The sequence below is a fragment of the Ramlibacter sp. WS9 genome, assembly GCF_003797765.1.
In the GTDB taxonomy this organism is placed as follows: domain Bacteria; phylum Pseudomonadota; class Gammaproteobacteria; order Burkholderiales; family Burkholderiaceae_C; genus Ramlibacter.
Genome location: NZ_RKMB01000005.1, coordinates 231,646 through 251,366, shown reverse-complemented (window position 1 = coordinate 251,366; position 19,721 = coordinate 231,646). Strand labels below are relative to the sequence as shown.

At 66.0% G+C, this 19,721-nt stretch carries 21 protein-coding genes; 17 read left to right on the top strand and 4 right to left on the bottom strand.

From position 1 onward, the window contains the following. The first annotated feature begins 79 nt into the window (after nt 1–79). From EEB15_RS11145 to EEB15_RS11125, 5 genes are read left to right on the top strand one after another with little or no spacing between them, the layout of a single operon-like run. On the top strand, nt 80–703 hold the full coding sequence (locus EEB15_RS11145; RefSeq protein WP_141509916.1) for a LysE family translocator: 624 nt from the start codon (nt 80–82) through the stop codon (nt 701–703). Continuing rightward, nucleotides 703–1,566: a branched-chain amino acid ABC transporter permease gene (locus tag EEB15_RS11140; protein ID WP_141509915.1), complete on the top strand. Its 864-nt coding sequence runs from the start codon at nt 703–705 to the stop codon at nt 1,564–1,566. Before EEB15_RS11145 ends, EEB15_RS11140 begins: the two co-directional genes overlap by 1 nt. Next, nucleotides 1,563–2,561 carry a branched-chain amino acid ABC transporter permease gene (locus tag EEB15_RS11135; protein WP_141509914.1) on the top strand — a complete coding sequence of 333 codons (999 nt, stop codon included), beginning with the start codon at nt 1,563–1,565 and terminating at the stop codon, nt 2,559–2,561. The genes EEB15_RS11140 and EEB15_RS11135 overlap by 4 nt, the downstream gene beginning before the upstream one ends. After that, entirely contained in the window at nt 2,554–3,303 is a 750-nt protein-coding gene (locus EEB15_RS11130; protein WP_141509913.1) for an ABC transporter ATP-binding protein, read from the top strand. The genes EEB15_RS11135 and EEB15_RS11130 overlap by 8 nt, the downstream gene beginning before the upstream one ends. Further along, a complete protein-coding gene (locus tag EEB15_RS11125; protein WP_141509912.1) occupies nt 3,303–4,016 on the top strand; it encodes an ABC transporter ATP-binding protein in 714 nt (237 codons plus the stop codon). The genes EEB15_RS11130 and EEB15_RS11125 overlap by 1 nt, the downstream gene beginning before the upstream one ends. A gap of 32 nt (nt 4,017–4,048) precedes the next feature. On the opposite strand, the gene EEB15_RS11120 is transcribed toward EEB15_RS11125, so the two are convergent. Then, nucleotides 4,049–4,825 (bottom strand): glycosyltransferase family 2 protein, encoded by a 777-nt coding sequence (locus EEB15_RS11120; RefSeq protein ID WP_141509911.1) that lies wholly within the window; start codon nt 4,823–4,825, stop codon nt 4,049–4,051. A gap of 190 nt (nt 4,826–5,015) precedes the next feature. Here EEB15_RS11120 and EEB15_RS11115 point away from each other — a divergent pair, with 190 nt between their 5' ends. Genes EEB15_RS11115 through EEB15_RS11100 form a run of 4 tightly spaced genes read left to right on the top strand, consistent with a single transcriptional unit; the run spans nt 5,016 to nt 9,099 of the window. After that, nucleotides 5,016–6,017: a hypothetical protein gene (locus tag EEB15_RS11115; RefSeq protein ID WP_141509910.1), complete on the top strand. Its 1,002-nt coding sequence runs from the start codon at nt 5,016–5,018 to the stop codon at nt 6,015–6,017. Nucleotides 6,018–6,027: 10 nt separating this feature from the next. Next, nucleotides 6,028–7,059, top strand: coding sequence for a hypothetical protein (locus EEB15_RS11110; protein ID WP_141509909.1), 1,032 nt, complete (start codon nt 6,028–6,030; stop codon nt 7,057–7,059). Beyond that, on the top strand, nt 7,056–8,069 hold the full coding sequence (locus EEB15_RS11105; RefSeq protein WP_141509908.1) for a hypothetical protein: 1,014 nt from the start codon (nt 7,056–7,058) through the stop codon (nt 8,067–8,069). Before EEB15_RS11110 ends, EEB15_RS11105 begins: the two co-directional genes overlap by 4 nt. 10 nt (nt 8,070–8,079) lie before the next feature. Continuing rightward, on the top strand, nt 8,080–9,099 hold the full coding sequence (locus EEB15_RS11100) for a hypothetical protein (protein ID WP_141509907.1): 1,020 nt from the start codon (nt 8,080–8,082) through the stop codon (nt 9,097–9,099). 8 nt (nt 9,100–9,107) lie between these two features. On the opposite strand, the gene EEB15_RS11095 is transcribed toward EEB15_RS11100, so the two are convergent. Beyond that, nucleotides 9,108–9,713 (bottom strand): class I SAM-dependent methyltransferase, encoded by a 606-nt coding sequence (locus EEB15_RS11095; protein ID WP_199236506.1) that lies wholly within the window; start codon nt 9,711–9,713, stop codon nt 9,108–9,110. A 73-nt stretch (nt 9,714–9,786) separates the two neighbouring features. Between EEB15_RS11095 and EEB15_RS11090 the strand changes: the two genes are divergently transcribed. Beyond that, on the top strand, nt 9,787–11,691 hold the full coding sequence (locus EEB15_RS11090) for an acetate--CoA ligase family protein (RefSeq protein ID WP_141509905.1): 1,905 nt from the start codon (nt 9,787–9,789) through the stop codon (nt 11,689–11,691). Here EEB15_RS11090 and EEB15_RS11085 read toward each other — a convergent pair. Continuing rightward, nucleotides 11,669–12,139 (bottom strand): DM13 domain-containing protein, encoded by a 471-nt coding sequence (locus tag EEB15_RS11085; protein WP_141509904.1) that lies wholly within the window; start codon nt 12,137–12,139, stop codon nt 11,669–11,671. The genes EEB15_RS11090 and EEB15_RS11085 overlap by 23 nt on opposite strands. Before the next feature lie 31 nt (nt 12,140–12,170). Next, nucleotides 12,171–13,085 carry a LysR substrate-binding domain-containing protein gene (locus tag EEB15_RS11080; protein ID WP_141509903.1) on the bottom strand — a complete coding sequence of 305 codons (915 nt, stop codon included), beginning with the start codon at nt 13,083–13,085 and terminating at the stop codon, nt 12,171–12,173. Nucleotides 13,086–13,203: 118 nt separating this feature from the next. Between EEB15_RS11080 and EEB15_RS11075 the strand changes: the two genes are divergently transcribed. The 7 genes from EEB15_RS11075 to fdxA all read left to right on the top strand — a co-directional run bounded on the left by EEB15_RS11075 (nt 13,204) and on the right by fdxA (nt 19,715). Continuing rightward, nucleotides 13,204–13,854 (top strand): FMN-dependent NADH-azoreductase, encoded by a 651-nt coding sequence (locus tag EEB15_RS11075; RefSeq protein ID WP_141509902.1) that lies wholly within the window; start codon nt 13,204–13,206, stop codon nt 13,852–13,854. Nucleotides 13,855–14,049: 195 nt separating this feature from the next. Beyond that, nucleotides 14,050–15,357, top strand: coding sequence for a homoserine dehydrogenase (locus tag EEB15_RS11070; RefSeq protein ID WP_141509901.1), 1,308 nt, complete (start codon nt 14,050–14,052; stop codon nt 15,355–15,357). Between the two features lie 245 nt (nt 15,358–15,602). Next, on the top strand, nt 15,603–16,418 hold the full coding sequence (locus tag EEB15_RS11065; protein ID WP_141509900.1) for a GntR family transcriptional regulator: 816 nt from the start codon (nt 15,603–15,605) through the stop codon (nt 16,416–16,418). 17 nt (nt 16,419–16,435) lie between these two features. After that, nucleotides 16,436–18,166, top strand: coding sequence for a fumarate reductase/succinate dehydrogenase flavoprotein subunit (locus tag EEB15_RS11060; RefSeq protein ID WP_141509899.1), 1,731 nt, complete (start codon nt 16,436–16,438; stop codon nt 18,164–18,166). A 13-nt stretch (nt 18,167–18,179) separates the two neighbouring features. Further along, the gene (locus EEB15_RS11055) at nt 18,180–18,413 is read left to right on the top strand and encodes a ferredoxin family protein (RefSeq protein ID WP_141509898.1); all 234 of its coding nucleotides are present in this window, start codon (nt 18,180–18,182) and stop codon (nt 18,411–18,413) included. Between the two features lie 7 nt (nt 18,414–18,420). Continuing rightward, nucleotides 18,421–19,389: a HEAT repeat domain-containing protein gene (locus tag EEB15_RS11050; RefSeq protein WP_141509897.1), complete on the top strand. Its 969-nt coding sequence runs from the start codon at nt 18,421–18,423 to the stop codon at nt 19,387–19,389. Beyond that, nucleotides 19,386–19,715: a ferredoxin FdxA gene (gene fdxA / locus EEB15_RS11045; protein ID WP_141509896.1), complete on the top strand. Its 330-nt coding sequence runs from the start codon at nt 19,386–19,388 to the stop codon at nt 19,713–19,715. Before EEB15_RS11050 ends, fdxA begins: the two co-directional genes overlap by 4 nt. Nucleotides 19,716–19,721: the final 6 nt, after the last annotated feature.

Here is a 19,721-nt window from a genome sequence, read left to right as displayed (position 1 = left end):
GCCGGACCTGATCCGGCACCCATAGACGCACGCCACGATGGATGCCGGGTCAAGCCCGGCATGACAACTCCACACGCCCATGACCCTCTCCACTTACCTCCTCTACGTCGCCGCCGTCGCCCTGCTGATCGTCACACCGGGCCCGACCATGCTGATGTGCATGACCAATTCGATCAATCACGGCCCGCGGCGGGCGATGACTTCGGTGGGCGGTGCCGTCACGGCCGTCCTGTGCGTGATGGCGCTGTCGGCGATGGGCCTGGGCGCACTGCTCGCGACTTCGGAGGCTGCGTTCACAACCGCCAAGGTGGTGGGCGCCGCTTACCTGATCTGGCTGGGCATCAAGACGTTCCGCAGCACCACGGTGCTCACACCGGGCCGCGACACTGCAGGCTCCTCGGGCCGCTCGTTCTACCTGCAAGGCTTCCTGGTCGGCGCCAGCAACCCCAAGGCGGTGCTGTTCTTCGCCGCGTTCTTCCCGCAGTTCCTCAACCCCGCCGCGCCCATCGTTCCGCAATTCGCATTGCTCGCCCTCACCTTCATGGCGTTTGAATTCACCGTGCTCACGATGTGCGCGCTGGGCGTGGCGCGATTGATGCCGCTGCTCAAGTCCAGCGGCCCGGTGCGCTGGATCAACCGCGTCTGCGGCGGGATGTTCACCTTGATGGGCGGCTTGCTGCTCCTGACGCGCCGCTCTGCCTGATGGATCTCGCCAACTTCCTGATCCAGCTTCTCAACAGCGTCCAATACGGGCTGCTGCTGTTCATGCTGGCCGCCGGCCTGACGCTGATCTTCGGCATCATGGGCGTGGTCAACCTGGCTCACGGCAGTTTCTACATGCTGGGCGCATACCTTGCATGGTCGCTCTCCAGCATGACGGGCAGCTTTACGCTGGCCATCATCGGCGGCGCCGTGCTGTCCGTTGTCTTCGGCCTGGCGCTGGAGCGGCTGCTATTCCGCCACTTCTATCAGCGCGACCACCTCGACCAGGTGCTGCTGACCTTCGGCCTGATCTACATCTTCGAGGAAATGCGTTCCATCCTCTGGGGCGATGACGTGCACGGGGTGAAGATTCCCGAACTGCTGTCGGCGTCGATCCCGCTCACCGACAACATGTCGTACCCCGTCTACCGGTTGTTCATGTCGGGCGTGTGCATCGCGCTGGCGATCGGCCTGTACCTGCTGATTTCCAAGACCCGCCTGGGCATGAAGATTCGCGCCGGCGCGTTCAACCGCGACATGACGGAATCGCTGGGCATCAACATCAAGCTGATCCACACCATCGTGTTCGCCATCGGGGTCGCCCTGGCCACCGTCGCCGGCATGATCGCTTCGCCGATCTCCAGCGTCTACCCGAACATGGGCTCGCAGGTGTTGATCATGTGCTTCGTGGTCGTGGTGATTGGCGGTATCGGCTCTGTCCGCGGGGCGTTGATCTCGGCCTTGCTGGTCGGCCTGGTCGACACGTTTGGCAAGGTGCTGCTGCCGCAGGTAGCGGGCATGCTGGTCTACATGCTGATGGCTGCCGTCTTGCTCTGGAAACCTGAAGGATTGTTCAAGCAATGAGCGCGGCCAAAGCCCACCTCGAAGTGCTGCCGCGCAGCCTGCAAATCGTGCTCGGCTTGGGGCTGGTCGCCCTGCTCGCCTTCCCTTTCGTCTCCACCGACTTCTATGCGCAGATGGTCGCGCGCATGATGATCCTCGCCATCTTCGCGATGAGCCTGGATCTGCTTCAGGGCGTGACGGGCCTGGTGTCGCTGGGCCACGCCGCGTACTTCGGCCTCGCCGGCTATGCGCTGGCCTTCCTGACGCCCGCCGGCGAAGCGGTCAGCCTGTGGTGGACGCTGCCGGTGGCGGTGCTCGCCTCCGGATTGGGCGCTTTGGTGATCGGGTTCTTCGTCGTCCGAACACATGGCATCTACTTCATCATGGTGACCATGGCGTTCGCGCAGATGGTCTTCTACCTGTTCTTCGACAACAAGGTGCTGGGCGGCTCGGACGGCATCTACGTCAACTTCAAGCCCGACGCGGGCGTGTTCGACCTGGAGAACAAACGGGTCTTCTACTACTTCACGCTGGCCGTGCTGCTGGCTGCCTACGTCTTCCTGCGCCGCCTGCTCTGGAGCCCGTTCGGCCGGGTGCTGGCCGGTATCCGCGTCAACGAGCACCGGATGCGCGCCATGGGCTACGGCACCTTCGGCTACAAGCTCGCCGCGTTCACGCTGGCCGGCGCGCTCGCCGGTCTCGCGGGCTACCTGTGGGCCGCGCAGACCGGCTACGTCAACCCGGAGCTGATGGGTTTCCACATGAGCGCGCACGCGATCATGATGGTCATCCTGGGCGGCATGGGCAATTTCGCAGGCGCGATCGTCGGCGCTTTTGCCTTCGAATACCTGCTGCATGTCTTCAAGGATCTGCCCACCATCGGTTCGGTGAACCTGGGCAAGCACTGGCAGCTGTGGATGGGCATCTTCATCGTGCTGGTGGTGCTGTTCGCGCCGCGCGGCCTGCTGGGTGTCGTGGAGCGGCTGTCGCGCCGCAAGGATGGCGCCGGTGAGTGAAACGCTGCTTTCCGCCCAGAATCTCACCAAGCGGTTCGGCGGCCTCGCGGCCGTCAACGACGTGTCGGTCGACCTGTGGCGGGGCCACATCCATGGCGTGATCGGCCCCAATGGCGCAGGCAAGTCCACGCTGACCAATCTGCTTTCGGGCGACATTGCACCGACATCAGGCCGCGTCACCCTCGGCGGCCACGATGTGACCGGCTGGAAGCCCGAGAAGATCTCCCGTGGCGGGCTGGGCCGCAGCTACCAGAAGACCAACATTTTCCTGCCCTTCACGGTGTGGGAAAACGTGCGCCTGGCCGCGCAATCGCGCACTCCGCATCCAGCGGCCTGGCTGCGGCGCGCGACGGACTTCAAGGAAAGCAACGAGCGCGCAAACGAGGCCATCGAACTGGCAGGGTTGCAGAACCGAAAGAACGCCATCGCGGGCACCATCAGCCACGGCGAGCAGCGCCAGCTGGAAATCGCGATGACGCTGGCCACGAATCCCAATGTGCTGCTGCTCGACGAACCGCTGGCCGGCATGGGCACGGTCGAGGCCGAGCGCATGGTGCAGCTCTTGCTGCGCATCAAGCCGCTGCACGCCATCATGCTGGTGGAACACGACATGGATGCCGTATTCGCGTTGGCCGACCGGCTCACCGTGATGGTCAACGGCCAGGTGATCGCCAGCGGCACGCCGGCCGAAGTGCGCGCCGACGCGAACGTGCAATCCGCTTACCTCGGGGAAGAACACTGATGGCCGCGATGCTCATCGAAGCCAAAGGCCTGCAGACCTATTACGGCGCCAGCCACATCCTGCGCGGCGTTGACTTCAACGTCGCGCGCGGCGAAACCATCGGGCTGATGGGCCGCAACGGCATGGGCAAGAGCACACTGCTCAAGAGCCTGATGGGGCTGGTCAAGCCGCGTGGCGGCACCGTCTCCATCATGGGCCGTGACATGACAGGACGCCCGCCCTATGAGATCGCGCAGCTCGGCATCGCCTACGTGCCCGAAGGCCGCGGCATCTTCGGCAACCTGAGCGTGGTGGAAAACCTCAAGATGGCGGCGCGGCCCGGAACGAAGGGTCAGCGCGACTGGACATACGAGCGCGTGCTGGAGACCTTCCCCCGCCTCACGGAGCGCCTGGGCCACGGCGGCCAGCAGCTTTCCGGCGGCGAACAGCAGATGCTCACCATCGGCCGCGCGCTGATGACCAACCCCGACGTGCTGATCCTCGACGAAGCGACGGAAGGCCTGGCCCCGCTGATCGCGCGCGAGATCTGGCGCATCTGCGGCGTGATCCGCGAATCCGGCATTTCAAGCGTGATCGTCGACAAGAACTGGAAGCACGTCACGCAGATCACGGACCGCAACGTCATCCTGGTAAAAGGGGAAGTCGTGTTTGCCGGGACTTCCGACGAACTGCGCAGCAAGCCGCAGCTCCTGGAGCAGTATCTCGGGGTTTGAGGGCAAAGGGCCGCCGGCGCCGGCGATCGCGGTTAAAAGGGCAATCTGCCGTACTTGGCTTTCAGAGCCGTTTTTTCCAGGCGCGATCGCTCTTCCGCCGCCCCGCCCTTGCTGATCGCCATCATCCCGGAATATTCGTGCTCGATGCGATGGACCAGCGGCAGGGGCTTGTCGATCGGGACCAGCGGAGTGCCCTGCCGCGCGATGATGGCAAGAATCGGTCGGAAGTCCCGCAACAGGGCCGGCGAGCGCGGCGCGGTCTGTTCCATCACGTGCACGCGGCGCAGGCCCTGTTCCCTGGCCCGCCCCAGCCAATCGTGATCGAGGTGGTACCGGTACTCCACGTCCATCGGCCCGACCCGGCGGCAGGCCTCGGCTTTGATGAGCCAGCTCGACGGCGTCGGAAAGTCGGAGATGCCCAGGTACTTGCCCTCCTGGTCGCGGACCACCTGGTTGGAACTGTGCATGTCGGCGTCGACCCGCGCCATGGCATCCAGCGCGGACTGGCAGAAGCCTTCGCTCCAGCTATCGTCGTCTTCCAGGAAGGCGATGTAGTCGCTGTCCGCCAGTGCCAACGCCGCGTTCAATGCCGCAGCCTGGCTGGCCATCCCTCCGCGCGCGAAGCGCAACGCGATGGGACTCGCACCGCCGGGGAGCTCGGGCTCCGCCGCGCCGGGGTCCAGCCCGACCAGGATCCGGAACTCGATGGGCCGGTTGGCCTTCTGCTGGGCCACGGACGAGATCATGCGCGCCAGATACTCGCTCTGGCGCGGCTGGCTGCGGGACGGGGTGACGATATCGATGCGCATTGCGGGTTTTCTTGCTTGGGCTGTCGCGGCGATGCCGCCGCGCGGATCGCGGATTTTCCCACAGGCGTCGGAGCGCTTTCTGCTCAGCCGCAGCAGGAGCGCTGGGTAAAATGGGTGAACTCCACGCACCTTGAGAAGCGCGTTCCATGAAATCACACGAGACCGGCTCAGGAGCCGCTGAAGCCGCGCAATGAACGGTCCGCTCTGGGCTGTCACCAGTTACTACAACCCGGCTGGGTATCAGCGCCGCAAGGCCAATTACCGCCTGTTTCGCGAGCGCCTCCCATTGCCGCTGCTGACCGTCGAGTGGTCTCCCACCGGCGAGTTCGAGCTGCGCCCGGGTGACGCCGACATGCTGGTCCAACTCAGTGGCGGCGACGTGATGTGGCAGAAGGAACGCCTGCTGAACATCGGGGTCGGCCGGCTGCCGCCGCAGTGCACGCATGTCGCCTGGGTGGACTGCGACCTGGTCTTCGAGCGCGAAGATCTCGGTGATGCGGTCCTCGCCGCGCTCGAAACGGCGCCGCTGGTGCAGCTCTACGACCGAGTCGCCCACCTCGCTCCCACGCCGCTTGATGCGCTCACGCGGCCCGCGAACTGCACGACCGGCCCCGTATTGTTCGAGCGCGAAGGTGCGGCGTCGGCGCATGGGGCCGCTGCGCGCGCCTGCCGCCCGTCGCCACTGTCCGTCACGTTCCAGGATCACGACCACTTGGGCACCAAACCCAGCGTTGGCTTCGCATGGGCGGCGCGCCGGCAATTGCTCGAGCGCCACCCGCTTTTCGACGAATGGGTGATCGGTGGCGGCGACAGCGCGTACTTTTACGCGGCCGCCGGCATGCCTGAGCAGGTCATCAGGAATCACGTGCTCGCCGATACGCATCGCGACGATTTCCTGCCCCGCGCGCGCGCGCTGGCCAATGCAATAGCGGGGCGGATCGGCCACGTTCCGGGCCGCCTCTACGCGCTGTGGCACGGCAAGCTCGAAGATCGCCGCTACCGTTCGCGCTATTCGATCCTGGCCAAACACGCGTTCGATCCTCAACGCTTTTTACAGCGTAGTGCGTCCGACGTCTGGGAGTGGTCGGGCGCACCTCACGGCCTGCCTGACGAAATCCGTGACTATTTTCATCAGCGCAAGGAAGATGGCCCGATCCCGGGTGTCAGCCTGGAATCCGCCGAGCCCCGATGACTCGCTCGCGATGACGCACCCTGAACCCACGTTGGCCCACACTGAGCAGCCGCTCTGGGCTGTCACCAGCTACTACAACCCCGCCGGATACCAGCGCCGCAAGGCCAATTACCAGCTGTTTCGTGAGCGCCTCCCGTTGCCGCTGCTGACGGTCGAGTGGTCGCCCACCGGGGATTTCGAGCTGCGCCGCGGTGACGCCGATATGCTGGTCCAGCTCAGCGGCGGCGACGTGATGTGGCAGAAAGAACGCCTGCTGAACATCGGGGTCGGCCACCTGCCGCCGCAGTGCACGCGCGTCGCCTGGGTCGACTGCGATCTGGTCTTCGAACGCCAGGACCTCAGCGACGCGATTCTGGCCGCGCTCGAAGCGTCATCCTTGGTGCAGCTCTTCGACCGTGTCGCCTACCTCGCGCCCACGTCCCTCGATGCGCTCGAACGGCTTGGAAACTGCGCCAACGGGTGCATCACGTTCGAGCGTGAAGGCGCCGCGTCCGCGCATGGGGTGGCCGAGCGTGCCGGCTTGCCGCCGCCCGATCCGACGGACATCGAAGACAACGACCCCCTGAGACCTAAACCAAGCGTCGGCTTCGCATGGGCGGCACGCCGCGAATTCCTCGAACGCCATCCTCTTTTCGACGAGTGGGTTGTCGGCGGGGGCGACAGTGCGTATTTCCATGCGGCGGCAGGCTTGCCCGAGCGGGTCGTGGACAGGTATGCGCTCGCCGGCCCGCTTCGAGACCAGTTCCTGGTGCGCGCACGCGAACTTGCCGGCGCGGTCACGCGCCCGGTCGACCACGTTGCGGGCCGCGTGTTCACGCTGTGGCATGGGAAGCTCGAGGATCGGCGCTACCGCTCGCGCCACTCGATTCTCGCCCGATACGGGTTTGATCCGCATCGATTCCTGCAACGAAGCCTGTCCGGAGTCTGGGAATGGGCGGACGTGCCCGACGGCCTGCCCGACGAGATCCGCGCGTACTTCGACCAACGCAACGAAGACGGCGCGACCCCGTCGTCTTCGCCTGAACTGTCCGCGTCACGATGATCCACCCTGAATCCACCTCCAACCGGGCAGCCCAGCCGCTATGGGCCGTCACGAGCTACTACAACCCGGCCGGCTTTGAGCGCCGCAAGGCGAACTACCACCTGTTCCGCGAGCGCCTGCCGCTGCCGCTGCTGACGGTCGAATGGTCTCCCACCGGCAAGTTCGAGTTGCGCCCCGGTGACGCCGACATCCTGATTCAGCTCACGGGCGGCAACGTGATGTGGCAAAAGGAGCGCCTGCTGAACGTCGGCGTCACGCAGCTGCCGCCGCAGTGCACCCATGTCGCGTGGGTGGACTGCGACCTGATCTTCGAGCGGGAAGACCTCGGCCAGGCGATCTTGGCCGCGCTCGACGCGGCACCGCTCGTGCAGCTGTTCGACCGTATCGCCTACCTCGCCCGTACGCCGCTCGATGCGATGCCTCGGCTCGGAAGCCGCACGGCGCCGGATGTCACATTCGAGCGCCAGGGCGCGGCTGCGGCCCATGCAGCCGCGGCGCGCAGCGGACAGCCGGCGGCGGCCGTTCCCGTGGCCACCGAGCATCCGGACGACTTCAAGCGGATGCCATGTGTAGGTTTCGCATGGGCAGCGCGACGCGAACACCTGGAGCGTCATCCGTTATTCGACGAGTGGGTCGTCGGTGGCGGCGACAGTGCGCATTTTCATGCGGCGGCAGGCACGCCCGAGCGTGTCGTGGAAAACCATGGACTCGCGAGCCCGCATCGCGACCAGTACCTGCCGCGCGCCCGCGAACTCGCCAATGCGATCGGGGGCCGGATCGGACACGTTGCCGGCCGCGCCTTCACACTGTGGCACGGCAATTTCGCCGACCGCCGCTATCGCTCGCGCCATTCGATCCTCGCACGCCACGGGTTCGATCCGCGCCGTTTTCTGCAGCGCAGCGCCTCCGGAGTGTGGGAATGGGCAGACGTGCCCCATGGCCTGCCGGACGAGATTCGCGCCTACTTCGAGCAGCGCAACGAAGACGGCCTGGTCACGGCCTCGGCCTGAATTGCCGTTGATGGCGATGACTCCCCCGTATACATCCCCCGGCCGGCCCGCCGGCCCGTTCTGGGCCGTGACGAGTTACTACAACCCCGCCGGCTACCAGCGTCGCAGGGCCAACTATCGGCTCTTCCGCCAGCACCTGCAACTGCCCCTGCTGACCGTCGAATGGTCACACGACGGCCGCTTCGAACTTGGGCCTGGCGACGCCGACATCCTCATCCAGCTCGATGGCGGCGACGTGATGTGGCAAAAGGAGCGTCTGCTCAACATCGGCATCGCCCGGCTTCCGGCGGAATGCACGAAGGTGGCGTGGCTCGATTGCGATGTCGTGTTCGAGAACACGGCATGGCCCAAGCAGGCCTTGGCGCAGCTCGAAAACGCCCGGCTGGTGCAATTGTTCGAGCATGTGGTGCACATCATGCCTACGCCGATCGAGCGCCTCTTGCAGGACGCATCGTGGCGCGGCGCCGGCGTCCTGAAACGGCGGACGAGCACCGCACGCTTGTACTGCGATGCCAAGTCAGCCGGCAACATGGACATGTTGGGCGTGCCGCCGGAGGGCCAATCGTTCGCCTATCCGGGCAGCAACGGCCATGCGTGGGCCGCGCACCGCAGCCTGCTGGAGGACCATCCCCTGTTCGATGCCTGGGTGCTCGGCGGCGGCGACGCCGCGTACCTGTATGCGGCAGCAGGGCTGTCGGCCGATCAAATCCGGATGTGCGGCCTCGCCGCCGCGCAGGCCTCGCATTACCTGCAACGCGCAGCACCTCTCGAACGTGCGATCGACGGCCGCCTCGCCTGGGTACCTGGAACATTGCTCCACCTGTGGCACGGCGATCCCGCAGACCGCAAGTATCGCGAGCGGTACACGATTCTTGAGCGGCACGGTTTCGATCCGCGCCGCTTCCTCAAACGCAGCGCCTCCGGCGTGTGGGAATGGGCAGACGTTCCCTCTGGCCTGCCGGACGAGATTCGCGCTTACTTCGAGCAGCGCAACGAAGACGGCCTGGTCACGGCCTCGGCCTCGGCCTGAGCGCGGTGTCAGCCCCCCTGGGCAGCTCGCGCACGCCGGCGAACGAGCGTGACGCCGGAATCCAGCGCGAAGTCCATCACCTGAAGGTCGGAGCGCTGCTTGAGCACGTCGATGTACTCATGCACCGTATGGACGTAGGGCTTGTCTTCCCCATAAATCAGGCTGGTCTTCCGCCGGATGCTGTCGTGGAACAACACCACAGCGTCTTCAGTGAGCCGCGACGCGAAAGCCTCATGGTCGAAGCGAGCCTGTTCGGCGGAGTGAAAACCGTCGACGAACAGCATCGACACCGATGTGCCATTGCGATGCTCCACCGTCTCCGCGTACTGCTGCGTGGTCATCCTGTGATGGTCGACGTTGTCGAGGCCGAAGCTGGCGAACCAGGCGCGCGTGCGTTCGGGGTCAGCCCAGAAGTCGTCGGCCAGGGAGGGATCGATGAAGGTGACCCGGCCGCCTTCGCCGTTGTCACGCAGCGCCTGTGCGAGGATGATCGGCACGAAACCGCGCCAAGAGCCGATGCACACCGCGTGCGCCGGGCGCTCCACGCGCACGAGCGCGTAATAGAGCCAGCCCAAGCCGATGTTCGCGTCGCCGAGTCGCTGGCCGTGCCCCATTCCGCGAAGTTCTTCGTGCCCTAGAATCCTCGCCAGCCAATCCGAATCCATTGTGAAAAAGTCCCATGCAAACATGAACAAGCAGGGCATTCTACCGGCGCAGCCGCGGCCGATCGGGACACAACCGCAAGCATCGGTATTCAGCGCGGGGCCCGCCTGGGAGCGCCTCATGGGCTGCGCTTTCGGGATACCTCAGTCGGTCCTGCGGGGCACCGTGACGGCCACCGGCGCGGACGCCGCGTCGCTCGATGCGCTGGAGGCGTGGATGGAACACACGCTCGGTGCGCCGTTGCCGGACAGCGCGCCGCCGCGCGGCAACGCCCGGGCGGTGGCGTGGCGGGCCGTGCATTGGTCCATCGCCTTGCAGCGCCATCACGGAATGGCGCTGTCTTCGACCTTTCGCCTCAAGGACAGCACCGATGCCGGTGGCTCGACGTCCGCAACGCGGTTCTTCGTCGCGATGCCCTTCGTGCACGTCGACGCGAGCACCGCGGCGCTACGCTGGGTCGAACGGACGATCGCCTGGTTCGCCCGCGGCGGCCATGCGGCCCAAGCCGCCGAAGGACGCGGCGGACCGGACATGAGCGATTTCCCAGCGCTCGCGCGCGCGTTTTCCCACATTGCCCCCAAGGGCCAGAATCGCCCGTACATCGTGCAGCACGCCTACGACACGGGCATCCCGGTGCGGCATGTGTTCGAAGGGGTATGGCGCCTGGGCACGGGCCGGTCGGCACGGCTGCTCGACAGCTCCATCACCGACCGCACGCCGTCCATCGGCGTCAAGATCGCAGGCAACAAGGCAGCGACCGCCGTGCTCCTGCACCAGGCGGGAATGCCCGCGCCCATTCACGAGGTGGCGGCTAGCGCGGATGACGCCGTGCGCATCGCCAACCGGCTCGGCTTTCCGGTGGTGGTGAAGCCCGCGGATCGCGACGGCGGACTCGGCGTGTTTGCCGACTTGCGCGACGAGGCGATCGTGCGGCAGGCCTTCGAATCCGCCAGCCGCCATACGCGGGCCGTGCTCGTCGAAAAGCATTTCGACGGCGTCGGCCACCGGTTCACCGTGTACGGCGGCCGTGTCGTCAAGGCCACCCGCAAGCTCCCCGGCGGTGTCGTCGGCGAGGGTGGACGCACGGTCACCGAGCTCGTCGCACTGGTGCAGCAGCGGGCGCGTGAAGCGCCGCAGCACGCCAATCCGCACGAGTTGCTGGTCCTGGACGATGAGGCCCGCGGGATGCTGGTGCAGCAGGGCCTGTCGCCGGACAGCGTGATTGCCGACGGCGAATTCGTCAGCCTGCGGCGCCGCAACAATGCGGTGACCGGGGGCTCGACCACGCTGCTCGAACTGGACTCCGTCCACCCGGACAACCATCGGCTGGCGGTGCGCGCAGCGGAGTTGCTCGGGCTGGACTGGGCCGGGATCGACCTGTTGATCGAGGACGCCGCGCGGTCCTGGATCGAGTCGGGCGCATTGATCTGCGAAGTGAACGCGGCGCCGCAAGTCGACCGCCTGACCGCCGGCCGGATCGTCGACGCGCTGTTGGGGGGCGATGGCCGCATCCCGGCCCACCTGGTGATGCTGAACGCAGAGGTGGATCCTTCGCCGGCCGGTCCGCTGGGCGAGTTGGCGCGCAAGCTCGGGTGCCATGGCTTCTCGTCGGCCGGCGGCGTGTGGATCGGTGGCGAGTTCGCCGCAGCTGCGCAGGAAGGCGGCTACCAGGCCGCGCAAATCCTGCTTGCAAACCCGCGCGCGGAATCCGCGCTGTGCGCCATGACAGCCACGGAGATCGTCCGCTGCGGCTTGCCGGCCGCCCGATTCGACTCGGCGTTGACCCTGGGCGGCCCAGCATCGTCCGAAACCGACGAACGCACATTGCAGACCGCCCTGTGGATGATCTCGCCGCACCTGCCGAGCCGCGGCAATGAGGAGCCCGCTGACGCGGCCCGCGATGTCGCTAACGGTACCTTGCCGACGTGATGAACTGGGAAAAGGCTTCGCACCAGATCACCACCGTGGTGTAGCGCGTGAGGTCCGTGCCCGGCGGCAGCGCCACGATGAAGTTCTCGAAGGTCTTCACGTCCGCGACCTCCAGTGATGCGCCCTTGAGGCGCTTGAAGTCCTCCGCCGTCTCCACGAACTGGGGCACCAGGTACAGCTTGTAGGCCGGCCCGGGTGCGACGCGGCCCATCAGCGAGATGCTCGCCGGCCCCACCGCGAGCGCGCCCTGCCCCCAATGCAGCGCGTCGCTGCCCTTCAATTCGCGCTTGAATTCGCCGCGAAAGCTCGCCGCAGCGGACGCCGCCTGGACTTCCGCTGCGCCGGGCGCGGGCGGGGCAGCCAGGATCGGCAGCAGGTAGATGCCCAGGGCGGCACCTGCGGCCAGAACCAGCAGGTGCGTCAACGAGAGAATGAGAAGTCGCTTCATGCGAGTGGGTCGCCGCGGGGCCGAAAGTCTTTCACTCCGGGCAGTTCAGGCCCTCGCCGGTGACATGCTCACCCAGGAAGTCCAGGAAGCGCCGCACCGCCGGCAACAGCCCGCGGCGCGAAGGAAACACGGCGTGGATCACGCCCGGGCGAGGCGCCCAGCCTGGCAGCACCTGCTCCAGTTGCCCCAGCCGAAGCTCGCGCCGGCACATGTAGTCGGGCAGCACGGTGATGCCCAATCCGCTGAGCACAGCGTGCTTGAGGGTCATCAGATCGTCCGCCGTGTAGACCGGCCGGTGCGGGAAGTCATGCTCGCGCCCGTTCGGGCCCGCCAGCTTCCAGAAGGCCTTGCCGTCCGTTGCGGACATGGCCAGTGTCTTGAGCTGGGACAAGTCTTCGGGACCTTGCGGCCGCCCTTCACGCTGGAGCTGTGCGGGGCTGGCCACGAGCAGCCCCTGCGTCATGCCCAGGTTCTTCACGATCAGGCTGCCGCTGTCTTCAACCGTCGGCCGCACGCGCAACGCGACGTCAATGCCGTCCTGCACGAGGTCGACCACTCGGTTGTTCACCTCCATCTCGACGCGCACCTGCGGGTGCTTCTCCAGGAACAGCGGGATCAGCGGGCCCACCGTGGTCTGCGCCAGCGTGACGGGACAAACGACGCGGATCGTGCCGCGCGGTTCGGACTGCACTTGCGCAACCGCTTCGGAGGCTGCATCTGCCTCTTCGCGCATTGCGGTGCTGTGGCGGTGAAAGATTTCGCCGGCTTCCGTCAACGACAGCTTGCGTGTGGTCCGCTGCAGCAGGCGCACGCCCAGCCGCGCTTCCAGCTCGGCGACACGCCGGGACAGCTTGGACTTGGGCACGCCCAAGGAGCGGCCCGCCGCCGCGAACCCACCCCGGTCCACCACCTCGGCAAAGTAGAGCATGTCGTTGAGGTCTTGCATGGCGATTGTCCTATTTGAAGAACAATCTATCGCAAATTTGCCGACTTATCAAACATTGGATCAATCTCCACAATTATCCCTAAGGCCAAACCCGGCCCCCCAACAGGAGAAAACGTCCATGAAGCTGCTTCACATCGATTCCAGTCCCCTCGCCGGCAACTCGGTTTCCCGCCAACTGACCGAGCGCACCGTCGCCCAATGGCGTGCCACCCATCCCCATACCAAGGTCGAATACCTCGACCTGGCCAAGGACGCGCCGAGCCACCTGAACATCGATTCGCTGGGCTTTCGCACCGGTCCCAATGCCGGTGGCCTGTCGGACGTGCAGCGCCGTGAGAACGAAATCTCCGAGAAGCTGGTGACGCAGTTCCTGGCGGCCGACGTGATCGTCGTGGGCGCGCCCATGTACAACTTCTCCGTGCCGACTCAGCTGAAGGCCTGGATCGACCGCATCGCGCAAGCCGGCCGGACGTTTACCTACACCGCCACCGGCCCCAAGGGTCTAGCTGTGGGCAAGACCGTGATCATCGCGTCGACCCGCGGCGGCGTGTATTCCACCAACCCGGCGATGGCCGGCCTGGACCACCAGGAGAGCTACCTGAAGACGGTGTTCGGTTTCCTGGGCATCACCGACATCCGTTTCGTGCGCGCCGAAGGCGTCGCCATGGGCGATGAAGCCAAGGCCAAGGCGCTGGGCGGCGCCGAAGTGGAGATCAAGACCCACACCGCTGTCGCCGCCAACCAAGGCGAAGCGCAACTGGCCGCATGATGAGTGACGCCGTGGGCAGCTATACTGCCCACGTGCGCTTCATGAATCTTTCCGCGATCACGATGATTACCATGCCCTTCTGGGGCGTGGTGGTGAACGCGTTCCTCTCTTAGCGCATCCCACCCCACCCCGCCAGAACGGCCGGGGTTGGATGTTTTCTCCGGGCCGCAACGGCCACCCACGGAGAAAACGAGAATGCAGCTTCCCTCCCCCCATCGCAACGCGCTTCGCGTCGGCCTGCTCGGCTTCGGCGTCGTCGGCTCGGGCACCCACTCGGTCCTCACGGGCAATCGTGCCACCATTGCGGCCCGCGCCGGACGCGCCATCGAGCTGGCCATGATCGCCACCCGCACGCCGGCCCGTGCACGTGAGGCGGTGAGTCCGGAAATTGAAGTGCTGGCCGACGCCCGGGACCTGGTGCAGCACCCGGCGGTCGACGTCGTGGTGGAGGCCATCGGTGGCACCACAGCGGCCCGGGAACACGTGCTGGCCGCAATCGCACACGGCAAGCACGTCGTAACGGCCAACAAGGCGCTGCTCGCGCTGCACGGCGACGAGATCTTCGGGGCGGCGCGCGAACGCGGCGTATCGGTCCATTTCGAAGGCGCGGTCGCCGTCAGCATCCCCATCGTCAAGGCCCTGCGCGAAGGGCTGGCGGCGAACGAGATCGAATGGCTCGCCGGTATCGTGAACGGCACTTCCAACTACGTGTTGACGGAGATGCGCGACCGGGGCCGCAGCTACGAGGAAGCCCTGGCCGACGCGCAGGCCCTGGGGTACGCCGAGGCCGACCCGGCGCTGGACGTGGATGGCGGGGATGCCGCGCACAAGCTGGCATTGCTCGCGGCCATCGCGTTCGGCGGCGGGCCGCGCTTGGGCGACATCCACGTGGAAGGCGTCCGCCATGTTCAGGCTGCCGACTTCAAGCACGCCGCACGGCTGGGCTACACGATCAAGCTGCTGGCGGTGGCCCGCAGGAGCAGCCGTGGCCTGCAGCTGTACGTGCATCCCGCTCTCATACCGTCGAATGCGCTGCTCGCGCATGTCGACGGCCGCATGAACGCCATTCTCGTCAACGGCAATGCGTCCGGCGTGACGATGCACTACGGCGCCGGCGCCGGCTCGCGTGAAACGGCATCGGCCGTCGTGGCCGATCTCGTGGACCTGGCGCGTGCGCGCGACTCAGGTTTTCCGCCTTGCGTGCCGCCGCTGGGATTCCATGAACAGACGGGGGCTCAGCGCATCGCCCCGATGGCGTCGCTGCGCCTGCGCCACTACCTGCGGATTTCGCTGGCCACGCCGTCGGCCGCGCCTGAGATATTGCGTGCACTCGCCATCCACGACATTGAAGTCGAGAAGTACACGGCAAGCGCAAGCGAGGCGGTGCTGCTCACGCGCCCGACCGAGGAAGGCCGCATGGCGGCCGCGGTGAGCGCTCTGGCGGACCTCCCCTCCGTGCGCGGTGTTCCGGCTCGTTTGCGGGTAGAGGACCTGGTCGCCTGAACGCCTGACCGCGGCTGCCCGATACGCAGCAGCTCTGCTGCGAACACAACAAGGGCGCTGCTGGATATTCAGCAGCGCCCTTTCTATTTCACGCGCCTTCGCACCACAAGCGTTCAGCCCGCACCATTCGATCCACGAGCTGCGCTGAGTAGCGCACCGATCCAGGTCCAAATCGTCGGTCCTCGTTCGTTTCGGCTGGCACACGTCTTGCTCAGCATAACTTGTCATAACGAGTTAGCCCAGCCATGACCAGCAAGCGAGTTTTTGGCGGCCTGAGGGCCGTCGCCACCCACGCACAGGCGTCCACGCCGACGACGGACCTGCAGGCCCTGGCCCCCGCGCCGCTGTACGAGCAGATCAAGGAAGTGCTGCGCTCTCGCGTGCTCGACGGCACTTACCAGCCGCACGAACAGATGCCTTCGGAGAGCGAAATGATGGCTGCGTTCGGCGTCAGCCGCATCACGGTGCGCCAGGCGCTCAATGATCTGCAGAACGAGGGCCTGATCTTCCGCATCCACGGCAAGGGCACCTTCGTCTCCAAGCCCAAGGCTTTCCAGGACTTGGGTCGGCTGCAGGGCTTCGGCGAAGCCATGCGGCAGATGGGCTACGAAACCTTCGCGCGCGTCGTTTCCATCCGCCACATCAAGCCCACGCCCCAGGTGCAGGAAAAATTGAAGCTGCCCAAGCGCGCCAAAGTCACCGAACTGCAGCGCGTGCGCTTCCTGAATAGGGAGCCGATCTCGCTCGACATCACCTATGTGCCCACGCACGTCGGCATGAAGCTCGCCAAGGAAGATCTGGCCTCGCGCGACGTGTTTGCCATTCTCGAGAACGACTACGGCCTCTCGCTCGGCCACGCCGACCTGCAGATCGGCTCGACGCTGGCCGACGAAAACCTCGCGGCGCAACTGAAGGTCGAGGAAGGCTCGCCTGTGCTCGTGATCGAGCGCACCACCCACACATCGGACGGCATGCCGATCGACTACGAGCACCTGTACTACCGCGGCGACGCGTTCCAGTACAAGGTAAGAGTCGACCGCGTGCCCGTCCAACCTCTTTGAACCCCAGGAAGGCAGGCATGAACACGATCGAACTCGAATACGACATCGTCGTCGTCGGCGGTGGCACCGGCGGGCCCATGGCCGCGGTGAAGGCCAAGGAGAAAAATCCGAAGCTGCGGGTGCTGCTGCTGGACAAGGCCAACGTCAAGAGAAGCGGCGCCATCTCGATGGGCATGGACGGCCTGAACAACGCCGTCATCCCCGGCCACGCCACCCCCGAGCAGTACACCAAGGAGATCACCGTTGCCAACGACGGCATCGTCGACCAGAAGGGCGTGTACGCCTACGCCAGCAACAGCTTCGGGATGATCGAAGAGCTGGACCGCTGGGGCGTGAAGTTCGAGAAGGACGAAACCGGCGACTACGCGGTGCGCAAGGTGCACCACCTGGGCAGCTACGTGCTGCCCATGCCGGAAGGCCATCACATGAAGCGCGTGCTGTACCGCCAGCTCAAACGCGCGCGCGTCGAAATCACCAATCGCGTGGTTGCCACGCGTCTGCTCACCGGGCCGTCGGGCGAAATCACCGGCGTGATGGGCTTCGACTGCCGCACCGCCGACTTCTACGTCATCAAGGCAAAGGCCGTCGTCATCTGCACCGGTGCCGCCGGGCGCCTGGGCTTACCGGCTTCGGGCTACCTGTTCGGCACCTACGAAAACCCGACCAACTGCGGCGAGGGGCATGTGATGGCCTATCACGCGGGCGCCGAACTCACCAACCTGGAATGCTTCCAGATCAACCCGCTGATCAAGGACTACAACGGCCCCGCCTGCGCCTACGTCACTGGCCCGTTCGGCGGCTACACCTCCAACAACGCCGGCCAGCGCTTTATCGAGTGCGATTACTGGAGCGGCCAGATGATGATGGAGTTCTTCAACGAACTCGAAGGCGGCAAGGGCCCGGTGTTCCTCAAGCTGGACCACCTGGCCGAGGAGACGATCAGCGAGATCGAGCACATCCTGCACACCAACGAGCGCCCCAGCCGCGGGCGCTTCCACGAGGGCCGTGGCACCGACTACCGCAAGAGCATGATCGAGATGCACATCTCGGAGATCGGCTTCTGCTCGGGCCACAGCGCCTCGGGCATCTGGACCAACGAGAAGGGCGAGTGCTCGATCCCGGGCCTGTACGCGGCCGGCGACTGCGCCAGCATTCCGCACAACTACATGCTGGGCGCGTTTGTCTACGGCAAGTTCTGCGGCGAGAACGCGGCGGACTATGTGTCGGGCACCGAGGCGCCGCGCATCGACGCGAACAAGGTGCAGGCCGAGCGCGAGCGCATCGCCGCGCCGCTGTCGCGCAGCGAGGGCCTGACACCCTTCCAGGTCGAATACAAGACCCGCCGCATCGTCAACGACTACCTGCAGCCGCCCAAGGTCACCCGCAAGATGGAGATCGGCCTGCAGCGCTTCGGCGAGATCCGCGAGGACCTGGAGTCGATGGTCGCCGAGGATCCGCACGAGCTGATGCGCGCGATGGAAGCCCACACGATCCGCGATTGCGCCGAGCTGGCCGCGCGCGCGTCACTCTTCCGCACCGAGAGCCGCTGGGGCCTGTACCACCTGTGCGTGGACCACCCCGAGAAGGACGACGAGAACTGGTTCTGCCACACCAACGTCACCAGCGACGCCAACGGCAACGCCGTGTTCCGCAAGCGTGCCGTCGAGCCTTACGTCGTCGAGCTCAACGAGCAGGAAAAGACCGCCTACCAGCGCCTGCGCGTCGCCTCCCCCGCCCGCGCCGCCTAACCAGGAAAAACACATGACCATCGCCATCACCCGAACCCAGGCCCCTGTCGTGGTCGACGAGGACAAGTGCATCGCCGACAAGGGTTGCACCGTCTGCGTGGACGTCTGCCCGCTCGACGTGCTCGCCATCGACTTCGTCAAGAACAAGGCCTTCATGAAGTTCGACGAATGCTGGTACTGCATGCCCTGCGAAAAGGACTGCCCCACCGGCGCGGTGCACGTGAACATTCCGTACCTGGTCCGGTGAGGGCGAAATGAGTATCGCCGTCCCCGCCACCATCCACGACCGGCTGCGCAGCCCCGACGCCGGCGTGCGCCGTGTCGCCGTGATCGACCTGCCCTACACCGATGAAGAAGACGATGTCGCGCCGCTGCTCACAGCCGCCCTGCGCGACCCCGATGCGCAAGTGAGGCTGGAAGCCGCCAAGGCGCTGGAAGGATTCGAAGAGCCGGAAGTGCTGCGTGAGCTCGTCCCGCTGCTCAAGGACAGCGATGCCGCCGTGCGCGAAGCCGTCGCCCTGACCTTGGGAGAGTTGAAACTCGCCGGTTCGGCCGCCACTCTTCTGCCCTATTTGAGCGACGCCGACAGTGGCGTGAAAGCCGCGGCACTGCGAGCGGTCAAGGCCTTGCGCGTGCCCGAGGCCTTCGAGCCGGCGATGGCCGCACTGCAAGACAAGGACGCGGCAGTGCGCCGCGAAGCCGTCGGCGTGCTGGGCTACCTCAAGCGCCCACAAGCCATCGGCGCATTGACGCAAGCCGCCGCGCATGACGAAGAGGCCGAGGTACGCCGCGTCGCGGTCGGCGCCCTGGGGTTTGCCGGGGAATCGGCCGACGTCAGCGTCCATCTCGCCCTGAGCCACGCCCTGGCCGACCCGGCGTGGCAGGTCCGCGAGGAAGCGGCCACCACGTTCGGCAAGCTCGGCTCGGCGCTCGGAGTGCAGGACCTGGTGCAGGCGATGGAAGACGAGTACTGGCAGGTTCGCGTCAAGTCGGCGCGCAGCCTGGGCAAGCTCAAGGCCCGGCCCGCGGTACCCGCGCTGTGCGAGGCTTTGCAACACCCCGTCAGCAATTTGCGCAAGGAAGCTGTCATCGCCTTGGGCGAGATCGCCGACGCCCGCGCCATCACGCACCTGGAACGCGCGCTGCAAGACAGCGACCCCGACGTGCGCAAGCTGGCCAAGCTCGCTCTCACCAGCATGCAGATGAACGGAGAGCCGGTATGACCCACGTCGTCACGCAAGCCTGCATCTCATGCAAGTACACCGACTGCGTCGCCGTCTGTCCGGTCGATTGCTTCCACGAAGGCCCGAACTTCCTGGTGATCGACCCGGCCGTGTGCATTGACTGCGGCGTCTGCATCCCGGAATGCCCGGTCGAAGCCATCCTCGAAGAAGCGGACCTGCCCGCCGATCAGCATGAGTACATCGCGCTCAACGCGCAGCTCTCGGCCAGGTGGCCGGTGATCAGCCAATCGCGCGAGCCCCTGCCGGACGCCGACGCCTGGGCGCAGCGCCAGGACAAGCGCGCCCTGCTCAGCGAGAACGCTTAAGTGGTA

Coding starts and splice junctions, on each gene's coding strand:
- EEB15_RS11100 (WP_141509907.1), top strand. CDS start 8,080: ATGGCGATGACTCCCCCGTATACATCCCCCGGCCGGCCCGCCGGCCCG.
- EEB15_RS11125 (WP_141509912.1), top strand. CDS start 3,303: ATGGCCGCGATGCTCATCGAAGCCAAAGGCCTGCAGACCTATTACGGC.
- EEB15_RS11145 (WP_141509916.1), top strand. CDS start 80: ATGACCCTCTCCACTTACCTCCTCTACGTCGCCGCCGTCGCCCTGCTG.
- EEB15_RS11095 (WP_199236506.1), bottom strand. CDS start 9,713: ATGGGGCACGGCCAGCGACTCGGCGACGCGAACATCGGCTTGGGCTGG.
- EEB15_RS11050 (WP_141509897.1), top strand. CDS start 18,421: ATGAGTATCGCCGTCCCCGCCACCATCCACGACCGGCTGCGCAGCCCC.
- EEB15_RS11080 (WP_141509903.1), bottom strand. CDS start 13,085: ATGCAAGACCTCAACGACATGCTCTACTTTGCCGAGGTGGTGGACCGG.
- EEB15_RS11070 (WP_141509901.1), top strand. CDS start 14,050: ATGCAGCTTCCCTCCCCCCATCGCAACGCGCTTCGCGTCGGCCTGCTC.
- EEB15_RS11075 (WP_141509902.1), top strand. CDS start 13,204: ATGAAGCTGCTTCACATCGATTCCAGTCCCCTCGCCGGCAACTCGGTT.
- EEB15_RS11090 (WP_141509905.1), top strand. CDS start 9,787: ATGAACAAGCAGGGCATTCTACCGGCGCAGCCGCGGCCGATCGGGACA.
- EEB15_RS11115 (WP_141509910.1), top strand. CDS start 5,016: ATGAACGGTCCGCTCTGGGCTGTCACCAGTTACTACAACCCGGCTGGG.
- EEB15_RS11135 (WP_141509914.1), top strand. CDS start 1,563: ATGAGCGCGGCCAAAGCCCACCTCGAAGTGCTGCCGCGCAGCCTGCAA.
- EEB15_RS11085 (WP_141509904.1), bottom strand. CDS start 12,139: ATGAAGCGACTTCTCATTCTCTCGTTGACGCACCTGCTGGTTCTGGCC.
- EEB15_RS11065 (WP_141509900.1), top strand. CDS start 15,603: ATGACCAGCAAGCGAGTTTTTGGCGGCCTGAGGGCCGTCGCCACCCAC.
- EEB15_RS11110 (WP_141509909.1), top strand. CDS start 6,028: ATGACGCACCCTGAACCCACGTTGGCCCACACTGAGCAGCCGCTCTGG.
- EEB15_RS11105 (WP_141509908.1), top strand. CDS start 7,056: ATGATCCACCCTGAATCCACCTCCAACCGGGCAGCCCAGCCGCTATGG.
- EEB15_RS11060 (WP_141509899.1), top strand. CDS start 16,436: ATGAACACGATCGAACTCGAATACGACATCGTCGTCGTCGGCGGTGGC.
- EEB15_RS11140 (WP_141509915.1), top strand. CDS start 703: ATGGATCTCGCCAACTTCCTGATCCAGCTTCTCAACAGCGTCCAATAC.
- EEB15_RS11055 (WP_141509898.1), top strand. CDS start 18,180: ATGACCATCGCCATCACCCGAACCCAGGCCCCTGTCGTGGTCGACGAG.
- fdxA (WP_141509896.1), top strand. CDS start 19,386: ATGACCCACGTCGTCACGCAAGCCTGCATCTCATGCAAGTACACCGAC.
- EEB15_RS11120 (WP_141509911.1), bottom strand. CDS start 4,825: ATGCGCATCGATATCGTCACCCCGTCCCGCAGCCAGCCGCGCCAGAGC.